The sequence below is a fragment of the Methylobacterium sp. WL9 genome (assembly GCF_008040035.1).
GTDB lineage: Bacteria > Pseudomonadota > Alphaproteobacteria > Rhizobiales > Beijerinckiaceae > Methylobacterium > Methylobacterium thuringiense.
This window is the reverse complement of the sequence record NZ_VRVE01000004.1, coordinates 65207-81132: the sequence shown is the minus strand read 5'-3', so window position 1 is coordinate 81132 and position 15926 is coordinate 65207. Positions and strand designations below refer to the sequence as shown.

Annotated in this window: 16 protein-coding genes; 7 read left to right on the top strand and 9 right to left on the bottom strand. The window is 67.0% G+C overall.

From position 1 onward, the window contains the following. Nucleotides 1-149 precede the first annotated feature (149 nt). Nucleotides 150-374: an XRE family transcriptional regulator gene (locus FV217_RS03065; RefSeq protein WP_238230782.1), complete on the top strand. Its 225-nt coding sequence runs from the start codon at nucleotides 150-152 to the stop codon at nucleotides 372-374. Between the two features lie 6 nt (nucleotides 375-380). On the opposite strand, the gene FV217_RS03060 is transcribed toward FV217_RS03065, so the two are convergent. Further along, complete coding sequence (locus FV217_RS03060) at nucleotides 381-1607, bottom strand: FAD-dependent oxidoreductase (RefSeq protein WP_147814167.1); 1227 nt, start codon at nucleotides 1605-1607, stop codon at nucleotides 381-383. After that, nucleotides 1604-2557 (bottom strand): LysR family transcriptional regulator, encoded by a 954-nt coding sequence (locus FV217_RS03055; protein WP_147814165.1) that lies wholly within the window; start codon nucleotides 2555-2557, stop codon nucleotides 1604-1606. The genes FV217_RS03060 and FV217_RS03055 overlap by 4 nt, the downstream gene beginning before the upstream one ends. 164 nt (nucleotides 2558-2721) lie before the next feature. On the opposite strand from FV217_RS03055, the gene FV217_RS03050 reads away from it, so the two are divergent. The 6 genes from FV217_RS03050 to FV217_RS03025 all read left to right on the top strand — a co-directional run bounded on the left by FV217_RS03050 (nucleotide 2722) and on the right by FV217_RS03025 (nucleotide 8579). Next, complete coding sequence (locus FV217_RS03050; RefSeq protein ID WP_147814163.1) at nucleotides 2722-3771, top strand: class 1 fructose-bisphosphatase; 1050 nt, start codon at nucleotides 2722-2724, stop codon at nucleotides 3769-3771. Nucleotides 3772-3807: 36 nt separating this feature from the next. Beyond that, a complete protein-coding gene (locus FV217_RS03045; RefSeq protein ID WP_147814161.1) occupies nucleotides 3808-4668 on the top strand; it encodes a phosphoribulokinase in 861 nt (286 codons plus the stop codon). A 180-nt stretch (nucleotides 4669-4848) separates the two neighbouring features. Next, entirely contained in the window at nucleotides 4849-5532 is a 684-nt protein-coding gene (rpe, locus tag FV217_RS03040) for a ribulose-phosphate 3-epimerase (RefSeq protein WP_147814159.1), read from the top strand. Further along, nucleotides 5526-6290, top strand: a complete 765-nt coding sequence (locus tag FV217_RS03035) for an HAD-IA family hydrolase (protein ID WP_147814157.1) — start codon at nucleotides 5526-5528, stop codon at nucleotides 6288-6290. The genes rpe and FV217_RS03035 overlap by 7 nt, the downstream gene beginning before the upstream one ends. 310 nt (nucleotides 6291-6600) lie before the next feature. Beyond that, nucleotides 6601-7710 (top strand): OpgC domain-containing protein, encoded by a 1110-nt coding sequence (locus tag FV217_RS03030; RefSeq protein WP_147814155.1) that lies wholly within the window; start codon nucleotides 6601-6603, stop codon nucleotides 7708-7710. A 41-nt stretch (nucleotides 7711-7751) separates the two neighbouring features. Next, nucleotides 7752-8579: a GDSL-type esterase/lipase family protein gene (locus FV217_RS03025; protein WP_238230830.1), complete on the top strand. Its 828-nt coding sequence runs from the start codon at nucleotides 7752-7754 to the stop codon at nucleotides 8577-8579. A 12-nt stretch (nucleotides 8580-8591) separates the two neighbouring features. On the opposite strand, the gene radA is transcribed toward FV217_RS03025, so the two are convergent. The 7 genes from radA to rpsF form a co-directional block, all read right to left on the bottom strand. Further along, a complete protein-coding gene (radA, locus tag FV217_RS03020) occupies nucleotides 8592-10028 on the bottom strand; it encodes a DNA repair protein RadA (protein WP_147814151.1) in 1437 nt (478 codons plus the stop codon). A 35-nt stretch (nucleotides 10029-10063) separates the two neighbouring features. Further along, on the bottom strand, nucleotides 10064-11116 hold the full coding sequence (alr, locus tag FV217_RS03015) for an alanine racemase (protein ID WP_246682707.1): 1053 nt from the start codon (nucleotides 11114-11116) through the stop codon (nucleotides 10064-10066). A 146-nt stretch (nucleotides 11117-11262) separates the two neighbouring features. After that, nucleotides 11263-12750, bottom strand: a complete 1488-nt coding sequence (locus FV217_RS03010; RefSeq protein WP_147814147.1) for a replicative DNA helicase — start codon at nucleotides 12748-12750, stop codon at nucleotides 11263-11265. A 332-nt stretch (nucleotides 12751-13082) separates the two neighbouring features. Next, nucleotides 13083-13664, bottom strand: coding sequence for a 50S ribosomal protein L9 (rplI, locus tag FV217_RS03005; RefSeq protein ID WP_147814145.1), 582 nt, complete (start codon nucleotides 13662-13664; stop codon nucleotides 13083-13085). A gap of 29 nt (nucleotides 13665-13693) precedes the next feature. After that, entirely contained in the window at nucleotides 13694-14743 is a 1050-nt protein-coding gene (locus tag FV217_RS03000) for a DUF2232 domain-containing protein (protein ID WP_147814143.1), read from the bottom strand. A gap of 138 nt (nucleotides 14744-14881) precedes the next feature. Further along, nucleotides 14882-15157: a 30S ribosomal protein S18 gene (gene rpsR, locus FV217_RS02995; RefSeq protein WP_147078724.1), complete on the bottom strand. Its 276-nt coding sequence runs from the start codon at nucleotides 15155-15157 to the stop codon at nucleotides 14882-14884. A gap of 2 nt (nucleotides 15158-15159) precedes the next feature. Continuing rightward, nucleotides 15160-15627, bottom strand: a complete 468-nt coding sequence (rpsF, locus tag FV217_RS02990) for a 30S ribosomal protein S6 (RefSeq protein ID WP_147078723.1) — start codon at nucleotides 15625-15627, stop codon at nucleotides 15160-15162. Between the last annotated feature and the right edge of the window lie 299 nt (nucleotides 15628-15926).

Sequence of the window (15926 nt, the reverse complement as noted above, 5' to 3'; positions counted from 1 at the left end):
AGCCCGGGTGAGTTGACCTGGGCCTGACGAGACCAATCTGCGGGAGTGCGTGAGTGTCCGGATCGGATGAAGGTGAAGCGAGCGGCCGTTCTGCCAACACGATGACGCCGGCACAGTGCCGAGCAGGCCGGGCTCTGATCGATTTGTCCGTGACCGATCTCGCATCCAAGGTCGGTTTGGACGTGGCATTGGTGCGCGACTTCGAGAACGGCTTGAACGATCCACCCTCGGGAACGATCGAAGCCCTGCGGAGTGCGCTCATGACGGGTGGTGTGATCTTCACCGACGGCGATTCGGCAGGCGTCCGCCTCGGCCACAAAAACGGCGACGAGGGAACACGGCTCGGTGAGCTGAACACCGAGAACGATCGCTGAGGGCGTTCAGCGCGCCGTCGCAAGCGCCTTCAGGTCGAAGGCCGGGTCGGCCGCCTCGGCTGGGGTCAGGTCGCGTCCAAGGGCGAGTATGCGGCGGGCCGCCATGTGGTCGGCCCCGCGGTTGACGGATTCCACAGCTCGCAGTCGGCCGTCGCGGAAGCGGAACACCGAGAAGGCGTCGCCACCGCCCCGCACGACGCTGCCGTCGCCGGTGCCGGAAAGGCCTGCGATCTGGAGCTTGTAACGGCCTTGGTCGCTCCAGAACCACGGCACCGCGTCATAGGCCACAGGACGTCCCGTGAGCCGGCCTGCGAGGCAGCGGGCCTGATCGATCGCGTTTTGCACGGATTCGATGCGAACCCGATCTCCTCGCGACATCCCCGCAGCGAAACGCGTCGGAAAGCGGGCGCAGTCGCCAACTGCCGAGATCGCGGGATCGACCGTCGCGAGAAACGTATTGATCTCGATGCCGTCGCGGACCGGCAGTTCGGCCCGTTCTGCCAGTTCCTGGTTCGGCACGACGCCGATGCCGACGAGGACGAGATCAGCCGGAATCCGTCCGCCATCCGCAGTCGCGACGGCCGCGGCGTGGCCGGCGTGGCCTTCGATGGCGGTGATGCCGGCCCGGAACTGGAAAACGACTCCCATGGCCTCGTGCGCAATCCGGAATGCGTCGGCTGTCTCCATCGACACCGCCCGCGCCATCGGCCGGTCGGCCGCTTCGATGACCGTGACGGCGAGCCCGCGGCCGGCGCAGACTGCGGCGAATTCGAGCCCGATGAAGCCCGCGCCCACCACGACGATGTTCTTGGCGGACGCGATGGCTGCGCGGAGCGCATTCGCATCGTCGAGCGACCGAAGCTGATGGACGCCCGGAAGATCGGCGCCGGGCACCGGCAGCGTCCTGTTGCGCGATCCCGTCGCGAGAACGAGTTGATCGTAGGGCAGGTCCGTGCCGTCATCGAGGATCAGGCGGCGAGCATCGCGGTCGATCGCGGAGCCCCGAGCGAGGCGATGCGCGATGCGATGCTCGGCCAGGTACGAAGCCGGCCGCAGCAGCAGGCCTTCGGCGTCGGTCTTGCCGGCGAGATAGGCCTTCGAGAGGGGAGGGCGCTGGTAGGGCAGCGTCTGCTCGTCGCCGACGAGTGTGATCGGGTCCGCAAACCCGGCCTCGCGCAGACTCGCGGCGGTCTGGAAGCCGGCCTGGCCCGCGCCGACGATGACGACGCTCACGGAGCCACCGGCTCGGGCGTCGCCGCCACAATCGCCGAATGGAGCTTCGGCAGGAAGCCCGCACCTTCCTGGACGAGGTAATTCCAGAACGAGTCGGAGGCCGGGCCGAGTACCTTGTCGGCACGGCGGACGACATACCAGTCGCGCCGGATGGGCAGGCCTTGCACGTCGAGGAGCACGAGCCGGCCGCTTTCCAGCTCCGCCGAGACCGTATGAGAGGACAGAAGCGCGATCCCGAGCCCGGCGATCACGGCCTGCTTCAGCGTCTCGTTGGAGCCGGCGTCGATCCCGAGCCGTGCCCGGCGGATCATCACGCCGTTCATAAACTCTTCGAAGACCGCACGCGTCCCCGACCCTTCCTCGCGCACGAGAAAGGATTGGTCCGCGATGTCGTCGCGCGTCAGCCCCGTCTTTCCGGCAAGCGGATGGTCCGGCGAAGCGATCAGCACGAGTGGGTGCGGGCCGAAGGTCTCGGCCTCGATGGCGAAATCACGCGGCGGGCGGCCCATGATCGCGAAGTCGATCTCGTAATTGCGGAGAGTTTCGACCGTGTCGGTGCGGTTGCCCACCGTCAGATTGATCTCGACCTGAGGGTGAGCCTGCATGAATCCGGCGATCACGGCGGGGGCGAAGTACTTCGCCGTCGAGACGACGCCCAACGCCACGCGGCCGCCACCGGCACCCTTCAGTGTGCGAAGGCGCTCGGTGCAGGTCTCCAGCACCGTGTTGATGCTGTTGATCGCCCACAGCATCTCGCGACCGGCATCGGTCGGCTTGAGGCCCGTCGGCGTACGATCGAACAGCAGGAGGCCCGCCTCGTCCTCCAGTTGGCGGATGCGGGCATAGAGGGCGGCGGAGGTGACGTTCAGCTCCTGCGCCGCCCGCGTCATGGTTCCGAGCCGGGCGACGGCCGCGACGGCCTGCAACTGCTTGAGCGAGAGGTTGCGCATGGGCCGCTTTTAGTTTTTTTGCGCGGCACCACAAGTTTCGTGAGAATCTTTGTCGCCCTCTTGCACCGCATCTGGTGCTCCGGAGCGGTCGCAGGATATCATGCGGCCTCAGAACACAGCGGCCGGGCAACGGCCGGCGGCATCAAGCGGACTCGGATCAGGACATGGCCATGGCGATCGGCTCCACGCTTTCCGAGCACCTCGACGCGGAAGTCGCCCGCGACGCCTCCCTCGCCGACACCGCCAAGACGATCCTGGCGCTCGCCGCCGCATCGATCGACGTGAGCGAGATCTGCGCCCGCGGTGCGCTCGCCGGCGATCTCGGCGCACAGGGCGAAACCAACAGCGACGGCGACGTGCAGAAGGCGCTCGACGTCATCGCCCACAAGCGCTTCACCGAGGCACTGCAATCCGCGCCCGTGGCCGAAGTCGCCTCCGAGGAGGCCGACGACGTGATGGTCCTCAATCCCGGCGCGCCGCTCGCCGTAGCGATCGACCCCCTCGACGGCTCCTCGAACATCGCCGTCGGCATGATCGTCGGCACCATCTTCGGCATCCGGCCTGTGGTGTCGGACCCGAGCGACCCGAACGCCTCGTTCAAGACGCCCGGCACGACCCAGACGGCCGCCGGCTTCACCGTCTACGGCCCAGCCACTACCTTCGTCGTCACCCTCGGCAACGGTACGCGCATCTTTACGCTGGACCGCACCGACAAGGTGTTTCGCCTGACTCACGACGGCCTGAAGGTCGTCGCCACGGCCAACGAATACGCGATCAATTCCTCGAACGGCCGCCACTGGGACGTTCCGGTCAAAGCCTTCATCGAGGACTGCCTGCGCGGCGAGGAAGGCCCACGCGACCGCAACTTCAACATGCGCTGGACGGCGGCGCTGGTGGCGGACGCGCAGCGCGTGCTGATCCGCGGCGGCATCTTTCTGTATCCGGGCGACGGTCGGAAGGGCTACGAGCAGGGCCGTCTGCGCCTCCTCTATGAGACCGCCCCGATCGCCTTCGTCATGGAGCAGGCCGGCGCCTCCGCCACCGACGGACAGACACGCATCCTGGACGTCGTCGCCACCAAGATCCACGAGCGCTCGCCGCTGGTCTTCGGCTCGACCGACGATGTGGCCTGCGTCGCCAAATATTATGAAGGCCGCCAGCCCGCAGCCGGCCGCTCGCCGCTTTTCGGCCAGCGCGGCCTGATGCGTAGCTGAGCGCGCCCACGGTCCCCCGCGAGTCTGCAAAGCCCAATGTCGGCGCGTCATCCCATCATCTCCGTCACCGGCTCCTCGGGCGCCGGCACGACCTCCGTGCGCAACACCTTCGAGCAGATCTTTCGGCGCGAGGACGTGAGCGCGGTCTACATCGAAGGCGACGGCTTCCACGCCTTCGACCGCGACACCATGCGCGCCAAGATGGCGGAGGAGCCGACCCTCAGCCACTTCGCGCCCCGCGCCAACCTGCTGCCGGAACTCGAAGAGGTGTTTCGCCGCTACAGCGAATCTGGTGAGGGCCGGACCCGCTCCTACGCCCACGACGAGGTCGACGCCGCGCGCTTCCGCGTTCCGATGGGTCAATTCACGGAGTGGGAGGACTTTCCGCCGGGCTCCGACCTGCTGTTCTACGAGGGCCTGCACGGCTGCGTCGTCGACAACACCATCGATCTCGCCCGCTATCCCGACCTCAAGATCGGGGTCGTGCCGGTCATCAACCTCGAATGGATCCAGAAGCTGCACCGGGACCGCTCGATCCGCGGCTACTCGACCGATGCTGTCACCGACGTGATCCTGCGGCGGATGCCGGACTACGTGCAGACGATCTGCCCGCAATTCTCCTGGACGGACATCAATTTCCAGCGCGTGCCGATGGTCGACACCTCGAACCCGTTCATCGCCCGCTGGATCCCGACCGCCGACGAATCGATGGTGGTCATCCGCTTCCGCGATCCGCACGGGATCGATTTTTCGTACCTCGTCTCGATGATCCACGACTCGTTCATGAGCCGGGCCAACTCGATCGTGATTCCAGGCTCGAAGCTCGATCTTGCGATGCAGCTCATCCTGACGCCGATGATCATGCAACTCGTCGAGCGCAAGCGCCGCCTGGGATGAGCCGGCACGACCTGCGACAAATGAACGTCGGCCCGGCGAGTGCGAGAGCAGGCGGCCCCGATTTCGCATTCCCGGTTGGACGAATTGGCACTACATCGCGGGTATCCCGCGCCTTAGTTTTGCATCGCACCCTTTGAGGGGCCGGGCCGCGCGCCAAGTGCGGACCTTCCTGAGGTATCCATGACGATCATCGCTCCCTCCATCCTCTCGGCCGACTTCTCCCGGCTCGGGGAAGAGGTCCGCGCTGTCGATGAGGCCGGCGGCGACTGGATTCATCTTGATGTGATGGACGGGCATTTCGTGCCCAACATCACTTTCGGTCCGGCGCTCATCAAGGCGCTGCGCCCGCACACCAAAAAGCATTTCGACGTGCACCTGATGATCGCCCCGGCCGATCCCTACCTCGCCGCCTTCGCCGAAGCCGGCGCCGACACGATCTCGGTGCATGTCGAGGCCAGCCCGCACATCCACCGCTCGCTCCAGACCATCAGGGCGCTCGGCAAGCGCGCCGGCATCGCCCTCAATCCCGGCACCCCCGCCGCGATGGTTGAGCCGGTGCTTGACCTCGTCGACCTCGTCGTCTGCATGACGGTCAATCCCGGCTTCGGCGGCCAGAGTTTTCTGCCGGCGGCTTTGGAGACGGTCTCGCGAGTGCGCGCGATGGCGGGGGGGCGCGCTCTCGACATCGAGGTGGACGGCGGCATTACACCGGAGACCGTGGCGGCGGCGGCGCGCGCCGGTGCGAACGTGTTCGTGGCGGGCTCCGGCGTGTTCGGCGGGGGCGCGGGCGCCTATGCCGGCAACATCACCGCGATCCGCGAGGGTGCGAATTCCGCGACCGGTCGGGACGGCTTGCGATGCTGAAGGCGCTGATCTTCGACGTCGACGGCACTCTCGCCGAGACCGAGGACCTGCACCGGCAGGCCTTCAACCGCGCCTTCGGCCAGCTCGGCCTCGACTGGCACTGGACGCCCGAGCTCTATGCCGAACTGCTGAAGGTGATGGGCGGAAAGGAACGCCTCCTCCATTACATCGACCAGGAGCATCCCGCCGAGAAGCGCGCGCTCACCGCGCGGATGCCTGAGATCCATGACCTCAAGACGCGCATCTACGGAGAACTCATCGAGACCGGCCCGCTCGCGCTACGCCCCGGCGTTGCACGGTTGATCGGCGAGGCCCGCGCCGCCGGTCTCCGCCTCGGCGTAGCGACGACGACGACCCGGCCCAATCTCGACCGGCTCGTTGCGATCAATTTTCCGAAGGGCGACGAACCGTTCGACGTCATCGCCGCCGGTGACGAGGCCGCTCGAAAGAAGCCGGCACCGGACATCTTCGAATTGGCTGTGGGCAGGCTCGGTATCGATCCGCTCGAAGGCATCGCCTTCGAGGATTCAGCGGCCGGCATCCGCTCGGCGCTCGATGCCGGCCTACCCGTGCTCGCTACGCGCAGCCGTTACACGCAGAGCCATCGGCTCGACGGCGCCTTCTCCGCGGTTTCCGATCTCGGCGAGCCGGGCAGGCCGCATCGGCATCTCTCGGGTGCCGTCTGGCCCGACGGTGTCGTGACGCTGGATGCTCTCCGCGTCTGGCATACCCGCAACAGGGAAAGTGCGACCGCTTGAACGGCCGCGTAAAACAAACAGCGCGCCCCGCAGGAGCGCGCTGGATTTAGGTAGTCCGTGGTCTCTGAAACGGACGGACCGATACTACCGGTTCTGTATGCAAAATACAGTCGCTTTTGCGCCACGCTGAATTGTTGCATCTCGGTGTGCCGTTCGGCACCAACCGTTCGGTGCGCACAATACCGGACTCCGAGACCGCGCTTTGCAGATCGGCGCGTGGGCCGTATCAGGACGCGCCTTCGTTTCGGGGCGCCCGCACGCGCTTCCCTCGAAGCGTGCCGATCCAACCCTCGCCGGAGTCGGGAGACCGATGCGTGGACCGAACGCGATCGATTTCTGGCGCGGCTTCGCCCTCATTACGATCTTCGTCAATCATATCCCCGGCAACATCTTCGAGCGCTGGACCTTCTCCCAGTACGGGATTTCGGACGCCGCCGAGCTGTTCGTTTTTCTCGCCGGCTGGTCGATCGGGCTGGCGACCCGTGGGCGCGACGGCGTTCCCGAACCGGCGCTGACGGCGATCCTGCGGCTGCTGTCGCGTACGATCGAGGTCTATCGAGCACAGGTGGTGATCATGGCGCTGGCGCTCGCGATGATCGCGGGTACGGCGCTCCTGCTCGACAACCCTCTCATACTCGAATGGCACAATGCCGGCGGATTCTTCGCCGATCCGATTCAGACCATGGTCGGCATCGTTCTGATGACGCACCAACTCGGCTTCTTCAACATCCTGCCGCTCTACGTGGTGTTGCTCGCGGTGGCGCCGATCTACATCTTGATGGCGCGGGTGAACCAGACCGGCACGCTGATCCTGTCGTTCAGCCTCTATGCGGCGAGCCTCGTCTACGAGTGGAACCTCCCATCCTGGCCAGGGGAGGGCGATTGGTTCTTCAATCCGTTCTGCTGGCAGCTCCTCTTGGTGCTCGGCTTCACCATGCAGGACTGGAACCGGACGCAGCCGCGTTTCCGGGCTTGGTGCCGCCGGCTCATGCCGCTCGGCGTGGTTATCGTGATCGTCGGGATCGTGCTGTCGGTATTCGAGCTCCGGCCCGATCCGCTCACGGTGCCGGAGCCGCGCCTTATTTTCACCTTCGACAAAACTTACCTCTCGCCCGCCCGTCTGATCCATTTTTGCGGTGTCCTCCTGGCGTTCCAGACGGTGTACGGGCTGGTCGCGCATCGGATCGGTCCGATCACGCGCTATCTCGCGGGTCTCGGGCGCAATTCCCTCGCGGTCTTCTCGATGGGCTCGCTCCTGGGCCTAGCCGCACAGTTCGTGCGGTTCCGGTTCGGCGGTGGTATGATCGTCGACGTTTCGGTCGTAGGCTGCGGCCTGTTCGCACTGGGTTTTACCGCATGGTTCGTCGAATGGCGTTCCCGCAAACCGAAAAAGGTTGTCGGCACGCCTGCCGCACCGTAGGCGCCGCAATCTTCGGGATGTTCCTCACCCTGTCCCCAGCCATGGCGCTGGCGGAGGGGGCGGCAACCGTCGTATCGCCCCCGCATCCACCATCGGCCGCGCCGGGTGCCGCGCCGATCGAGGGGCTGGATCTCAGTCTGTCGCCCGAATGCCGCGTGCCGGGCTCGAAGCTCTACACATTGGCCAAGCTCATGGCCGTAAAGCGGGCGCTCAAGGAAAAGCGCCCGGTTCGCGTGCTGTCCGTCGGCTCGTCCTCGTCGGGCCTCGGCGCCTCGACCTCCTATCCGGTCCGGCTCGAGAATGCCCTGGAGCGCTCGCTCCCGAATGTGGACGTGCAGATCGACTCGCGTGGTCTCTCGGGCGAAGTCGCGAGCGGTGCAGGCGAGCGGCTACGTACGATGGTCGCCGAGATCGAACCCGATCTCGTCGTCTGGCAGGTCGGCACGAACGACGCGCTCGCTCGAGTCGATACCGATGCCTTCGGTGATGCGCTTCGCGACACGGTCGAGTGGATCAAGTCGCACGACATCGACGTGGTGCTGATCGACCCGCTCTTTACACAGAGCATCGCCGACGACGAATCCTACAACGGTCTCGTCCGTAAGGTTCAGGATATCGCGGCGGAGCAGCGCGTGCCCCTGGTACGGCGTTACGAAGCGATGCGCTTCCTTTCGGCCAGCGGCGACAAGGAGAACGAGACGCATATGCTCGGCCGGCATTTCCGGCTGAACGATCTCGGTCTGCGCTGCATGGCGGAACACGTCACCCGGGCGATCACGCTGTCGCTGCTGCAGCCGGACCTCGGCGCGGCACCGGGCGCCGAACCGCCTGCGAACAAGCCAGAGCCTGCGAAGCCGGCCGGGCCATAGCCTCTGCCGTTCTCAACCGTCTTCGTCGTCCGGCCATGCCCGAGCCGGCTGCCGCTTACCACCCGAGCGGGGCGCGCCCGATGCGATCCCGGCGACGAGATCGGCGATGTGACGCAAAGCCTCCGTCTGCATCGAACGATCGGGCGTCTCGCCCCGCGCCTGCGGCGTGACCGCTCTCGAGAAGCCGAGCTTTTCCGCCTCTTTCAGCCGTGCCCCCGCCTGTGAGACCGGGCGCACCGCCCCCGACAGGCCGAGTTCGCCGAAATACACCGTCTCCGCCGGCAGCGCCGCGCCCGAGAGCGAGGAGACGAGCGCGGCGGCGACCGCAAGATCGGCTGCCGGTTCGGTGATGCGCAGGCCGCCGGCAACGTTGAGATAGACGTCGTGGCTCCCGAGCCGGATGCCGCCATGAGCCTCGAGAACCGCGAGCACCATCGAGAGCCTGTTCGGGTCCCAGCCGACCACCGCACGGCGCGGCGTGCCGAGCGATGAGGGCGCCACGAGCGCCTGGATCTCCACCAGAAGCGGCCGCGTGCCCTCCATGCCGGCGAAGACCGCGGTTCCCGGTGCTGCGTGGTCGCGCCCAGCGAGAAAGAGCGCGGACGGGTTCGGCACCTCCGCCAAGCCGCCATCGGTCATCTCGAACACGCCGATCTCGTCGGTCGGTCCGAACCGGTTCTTCACGGCCCGCAGAATACGAAAATGGTGGCCCTGGTCGCCCTCGAACGAGGCGACCGCATCGACCATGTGCTCGACGACCCGCGGACCCGCGATCTGCCCGTCCTTCGTGACATGGCCGACGAGGATCACGGCGGTGCCCGTGGTCTTGGCGAACCGTATCAGCGCCTGCGCGGAGGAGCGCACCTGCGTGACGGTGCCGGGTGCCGATTCGACGGTCTCGGTCCACATGGTCTGGATCGAGTCGATGATCGCCAGCGCCGGCGGCCGCCCCTGCGAGAGCGTCTCGACGATGTCCTCGACATTGGTCTCGGCGGCGAGGTCCACGGGGCGGTCGGAGAGCCCGAGCCGCTCGGCGCGCAGCCGCACCTGACCAACCGCCTCCTCGCCGGAGATGTAGGCGACCCGTGCGCCGTCCTTGGCCATGGCCGCGCCGGCCTGCATCAACAAGGTCGACTTGCCGATGCCTGGATCGCCGCCGATCAGGATCACCGAGCCGCGTACGAAACCGCCGCCGGTGACCCGGTCGAGCTCTGCGATGCCCGAGGGCGTGCGCGGCGCCTCCTTGGCCTCGCCGGTCAGCCCTTCGAGGGGAAACACGCGGCCGCGCGCCCGGCTCGGCCGCGTCGCGACGGGACCGGCCTGCGGGCCGGCCGCCCCCGTCTCCTCGACGATCGTGTTCCAGCCGTTGCAGGCCTCGCAGCGCCCGCGCCAGCGATTGTAGACGGCCCCGCAGGACTGGCAGACGAAGGTCTGGTGGATCTTGGCCATGTCATTTTTAAAGAGAGGAATCCGGTCGGTCGGATTCAGGCGCCAGCATACTCGCGAACATAACGGGAACCTAGCCCCGTCAGGATCTCGTAGCCGATCGTACCTGCCGTTCTGCCGACCCTGTCGAGATCGAGCTCGTCCCCGATCAGCGTTGCGATCATCCCTCGGCGAGCGTCAGGCACTGCGGTGACGTCGAGGATGATCAGATCCATCGAGATCAGGCCGACGATCGGGCAGAGTACGCCTTCGACAAGCGCGTGGCCGTGATTGCTCGCGGAGCGTGGATAGCCGTCGGCGTAGCCGATCGACAGCGTGGCTAGACGGCGGGGGGCCGGTGCGGTCCAGCGGGCATCGTAGCCGGCAGTCTCGCCGGACTCTACGGCACGAACCTGGACGATCGGCGTCTCCAGCCGCACCACCGGCCGCATCGGGTTGTTTTCGGCGTATGGAGTCGGATTGCCGCCGAACAGGGCATAGCCCGGGCGGAGCAGATCGTGACGGGCCTCGCGCCCAAGATAGATGCCCGAGGAATTGGCCAACGATCCCGAAATGCCGGGGAACGCCGCACGGATGTCGGCGAAGGCGGCAATCTGGCGAGCGTTCACCGGCTGATCCGGGCATTCGGCGCTGACGAGATGGCTCATCACGAGAGCAATGCCGGCGCGGCCGAAGACCGCGTCGGCGGCGAGTCCCAGAGCCTCCGCCACCGACAGCCCGAGCCGGTTCATGCCCGTGTCGACATGGAGCGCCGCGGGCAGCGCGCCCTGTGCGCCCTCTACCCATTCGGTAAGTTCCTCGCAGGAGCCGAGAACCGGGCGCAGCCGCGCGTCACGATAGGACGGCTCGCTGCCCGGCCGGAAGCCGTTGAGAACATAGATGTCGGCGTCAGGCAGGATAGCGCGAGCGGCGACCCCCTCCGCCAGATGCGCCACGAAGAACGTCCGGCAGCCGGCCCGGAACAGCACTGGCGCGACTGCCGCCAGCCCACAACCATAGGCATCCGCCTTCACGACCGCCGCGCATTCCGCGTCAGGGGCCTGCGCTCCGAGCCGCCGCCAGTTCTCGGCGATGGCGGCGAGGTCGATCATGAGACGGGCGCCGTGCGCGGTGTGTCCGTCTCGATTCGTGTCTCGGGACGCTATGGCGGCTGTCCTCATCAAGGATCGCTACTTGCCGTCTAACACAAAGCCGGCATCGCGATCATGGTGCTACGGCCATGGCCAATGCCGAGAAATTACATCCGATCGGGCATTCGATCTTCGGCGGCAAGGTTCGAAAACCGCGTGATGTTCGCGTCGAACTGCAGCTCCACCGTTCCCGTCGGCCCGTGACGCTGCTTGCCGAGGATCACCTCGGCCTTGCCGTGGACGCGGTTCATCTCCGCCTCCCAGGCGAAGAACTCTTCGGTGCCCTCGCGGGGCTTCTTGTTGTTGACGTAGTATTCCTCGCGGAACACGAACATCACCACGTCGGCATCCTGCTCGATCGAGCCGGACTCGCGCAGGTCCGAAAGCTGCGGGCGCTTGTCGTCGCGGTTCTCGACCTGGCGGGAGAGCTGCGACAGGGCGATGATCGGCACCGAGAGTTCCTTGGCCAGTGCCTTCATGCCGGTGGTGATCTCGGTCATCTCCTGCACGCGGTTGTCCGAGCGCTTGCCGGAGCCGGCGAGCAGCTGGAGGTAGTCGACGATCAGGACGTCGAGGCCCTTCTGGCGCTTGAGGCGGCGTGCGCGGGCGGCGAGCTGAGCGATCGAGATGCCGCCGGACTGGTCGATGTAGAAGGGAATCGTCTGCATATCCCGCGCGGCATCGGTGATCTTGTAGAAATCTTCCGGGCGGATGTCGCCGCGGCGGATCTTGTAGGAGGGCACGCCGGACTGCTCGGCGATGATGCGGGTGGCAAGCTGCTCGGCCGACATTTCGAGCGAGAAGAACCCGACGATGCCGCCGTTTTTCGTCTTCGTGGTGCCGTCGGGCTGCTTCTCGCCCTGGTAGGCCTTGGCGATGTTGAAAGCGATGTTGGTGACGAGCGACGTCTTGCCCATGGCCGGGCGGCCCGCGAGGATGATCAAATCCGACGACTGCAGCCCGCCCATCTTGGCGTCGAGGTCGGACAGGCCGGTGGCGAGCCCCGAGAGTTTGCCCTCGCGCTGATAGGCCTTGGCCGCCATGTCGACGGCGGTGGTGAGCGCGTCGGAGAATTTCTGGAAGCCGCCGTCGTACTTGCCGGCCTCGGCGAGCTCGTAGAGCCGGCGCTCGGTCTCCTCGATCTGGTCGCGGGGCGCGGACTCGACCGGGGCCTCGTAGGCGCCGTTGACGAGGTCCTCGCCGATGGTGATGAGCCGGCGGCGGATGGCGAGATCGTAGACGGCGCGGCCGTAATCCGCCGCGTTGACGACGGTGGTCGCCTCGGCCGCGAGGCGCGCGAGATAGGCCATCACGGTGATGCCGCCGAGGTCGGCGTCGCCGAGATAGGTCTTCAGCGTGATCGGCGTGGCGAGCTTGCCGGCCTTGATCAGCGAGGCGGCGGTCTCGAAGATCCGGCGGTGCACCTCCTCCATGAAGTGCTCGGGCATCAGGAAGTCCGAGACGCGATAATAGGCGTCGTTGTTCACGAGCATCGCGCCAATCAGCGCCTGCTCCGCGTCGATGTTGTGCGGCGCGACCCGGTATTCGGCCTGGACCGCTTCGAGCTTGGCCGCGAGGGCGTTCGGCAGGGCCATAGGCGGTCTCGCTCCTTCAGCGGCAGCCCGCGGGCGCCGGTCTCCGTCAGCCGTCCACCATGCCGCGACAGGGTGAACCGATCCTTAGCCGCGCTCTTCGGAACGCGAACGCCCGCGATTCCCTGAGAGGAACCGCGGGCGTCCATGGTCGAACAAACTGCGAACGTGTCAACCGCGGGAAACGACGCTCCCCGCTGTCCACCGTTGCTTGGGAGACTTCCGGCCTCTCGGACAGGGTGGTGTGACGGTTCCCCGCCCCACAAGGGGGAGGAGAAGGGCGTCATCGACCGCTTCGCAAGATGGAAGCGGTGTCAGCCTGAAGTACCAGAGGCTTAGCGATCCCGATCGCGGTCGTCGGCGCCTTCACCGGCATCGGCCAGGGCCTGGCCGACTTCGAGGCCGAGGTCGTCGAGGTTGAACGCCTCGCGCTCGGTGACGGACTCGCCGCGGGCCTGACGCTCGGCCTCTTCGGGGCTGCGGGCGACGTTGACGGTGACGGTGATCTCGACCTCGGGGTGCAGCGTGACGGGCACGTTGTGCAGGCCGAGCGTCTTGATCGGCTGGTGCAGCACGAACTGGTCGCGGCCGACCGAGAAGCCGTCCTTGGTGACGACCTCGGCGAGGTCGCGGGTGGAGACCGAGCCGTACAGCACGCCGGACTCGCCCGACTGGCGGATGAGCACGAAGCTCTGGCCGTTCAGCTTCTCGGCGACGCCCTCGGCCTCCTTGCGGCGGTCGAGGTTGCGGGCTTCGAGCTGGGCGCGCTGGGTCTCGAAGTGCTTCTTGTTGCCCTCAGTGGCGCGCAGGGCCTTGCCGCGGGCGAGGAGGAAGTTGCGGGCGTAGCCCGGCTTGACGCTGACGGTCTCGCCCATCTGGCCGAGCTTGGCGACGCGCTCGAGGAGGATGACGTCCATGGATGAAGTCCTTCTTTGGGTTGGGTGGTTCAGAGGGAGCGGGGTCCGCCGGGCGGGTCCGCCGGGGCCGAGCGGCGCGCGAGCGCCGTGTCGGCGATGCCGAACAGGGTCAGCGCCACGAAGGCGAGCCCCTGAGTCAGGATGAGGACGAGGTAGAGCCCGAACAGCAGGGCGCCGCGCGCCTGCCGACCCCGGCTCCGGTCGTGGAAGGCGGCGAGCCCCTGCAGGCTGAAGGCCGCGCTCAGCGCGCCGATCAGCGCCACGCCGAGCACGCCGGGATAGCCCGGCACCAGGGCCACGGCGATCGCGCCGACGAGCATCACCAGCACGTTGCGCGGCATCTGCGTGGAGGGCAGGTCCGGCCAGGGCCGCATCAGCCGGCCGGAAATCTTGACGATGCGCGCGGCGGCCCAGAGGTAGAACACGAGCAGGATGGTGAGGCCCTGCGCGGCGAGCCCCGGAGCGACGGTGGCCAGCGCATCGGCGACCTCGTCCTGAACCGTGGGAGCCTTATCCTCGTTCGGGACGGGAGGCGGCTCCTGCGCGGGCGGCGGAGTTACGCCCGAGGGTTGGCCCTCAGGCTGCCCGGCAATCCTCGCCGAGACGCTCGCGGGTCCTTCGCCCTTCATCTGTGCCTGCACCACCTTCTTCGCCATGGCGCCGAGCTGAGTCCGGAACGTCTCGTAGTTCGGCGCGGCGATCACGGCGATGGCGACGAAAGCGAGCGCGGCCGTGCCGGCGACCCAGGCGAGCAGCCGGCCGACCGGATACCATTCGAGCGTGCCGTCGGCGTTCGGCCGGCCGAGCAAGGCGAGATAGGCGATCCACCAGGCGGGGACCGCGAGATAGGCCGCGAAGCCGATACCGAGGAAGGGGGTGACGCCGATCGCCAGCGCCAAGGTGCCGGCCGCCACGGCGGCAAGGCCGGCCTTGTGGCTCCAGCCGAGCCCGACGATGAGAACCGGCAGGGGGGCGAGCAGGTAGAGCAGGATCGCGAGCGGCGTCGCCTGCAGCAGCATCCCGAACAGGAGCGCCGAGACGAGCCCGGCGAGGACGCCGATGCCGAGGTTCTGGGCCATGTTTTGTACGACGCGCTGTCCCGCTGACCCGAGGAGGGCAGGGTTAGAGGCAATCCGAAGCCCCAGCGATCGGACGGAGGAAACCGTCCGCAACGAAGAGCCGGCCCAGCAAAGCCGGGCCGGCCAAATCCGAAAAGACTACTTGATGACGTAGGGGAGCAGACCGAGGAAGCGCGAACGCTTGATCGCCTGGGCGAGCTCGCGCTGCTTCTTGGCCGAGACCGCGGTGATGCGGCTCGGCACGATCTTGCCGCGCTCCGAGACGTAGCGGGAGAGCAGCTTCACGTCCTTGTAGTCGATCTTCGGCGCATTCACGCCGGAGAAGGGGCAGGTCTTGCGACGACGGAAGAAGGGACGACGGCCACCGCCGCCAGCACCACCGGCAGCCGCGCCGGCACTTGCACCGAATGCCATGATCAGTTCTCCCCGCCGAAGTTACGCTCGGGCCGGTCGCCGCGATCGCCGCGGTCACCCCGGTCCCCACGATCGCCGCCGCCGCCGAACTCGTCGTCGCGACGACGCGGACGGTCGCCGCGGTCGCGATCCTTGCGGTCGTCGCGGTCGCGCTTCTGCATCATGGCCGAGGGCTCGGCCTCGAGCTGCTCGACGCGGATGGTCATGAAGCGCAGCACGTCCTCGGAGATCTGCATCTGGCGCTCCATCTCGGCGAGCGCAGCCGGGGGGGCGGAGATGTTGAGGAGCGTGAAATGCGCCTTGCGGTTCTTCTTGATCCGGTAGGCGAGGGACTTGATGCCCCAGGGCTCGATCTTCTCGATCGTGCCGCCATTGGCTTCGATGACGCCCTTGTAGGTCTCGACCATGGTCTCGACCTGCTGGGCCGTCACGTCCTGGCGCGCCAGGAAGACGTGTTCGTAGAGAGGCATTCTCGGGCCTTTCATCACAAAAAGGAGCCCGACCGCGTGTCAGCGGATTGCTCGGGCCGGTTCGTCTCGCAGTTCTCTCGGCGCCAAGCCCTTCGAGCCGTTGAATGGCCCGAGCGGAGTGTCGAAGGCGGGAACACCGGACGACGGGTTCTTCGAAGACGAACCCTATGCCGCGAACGGCACCGCCCGTTCAGCCCCCGGCCGGAGCGAACGCGAAGCGGGGCGTGTAGCGGGGTTTTTGCTGGAGGGCAAGGTGGAGAGAGGAAGCAGTTCGGATAGCGACGGGAATTAGCCGTCTT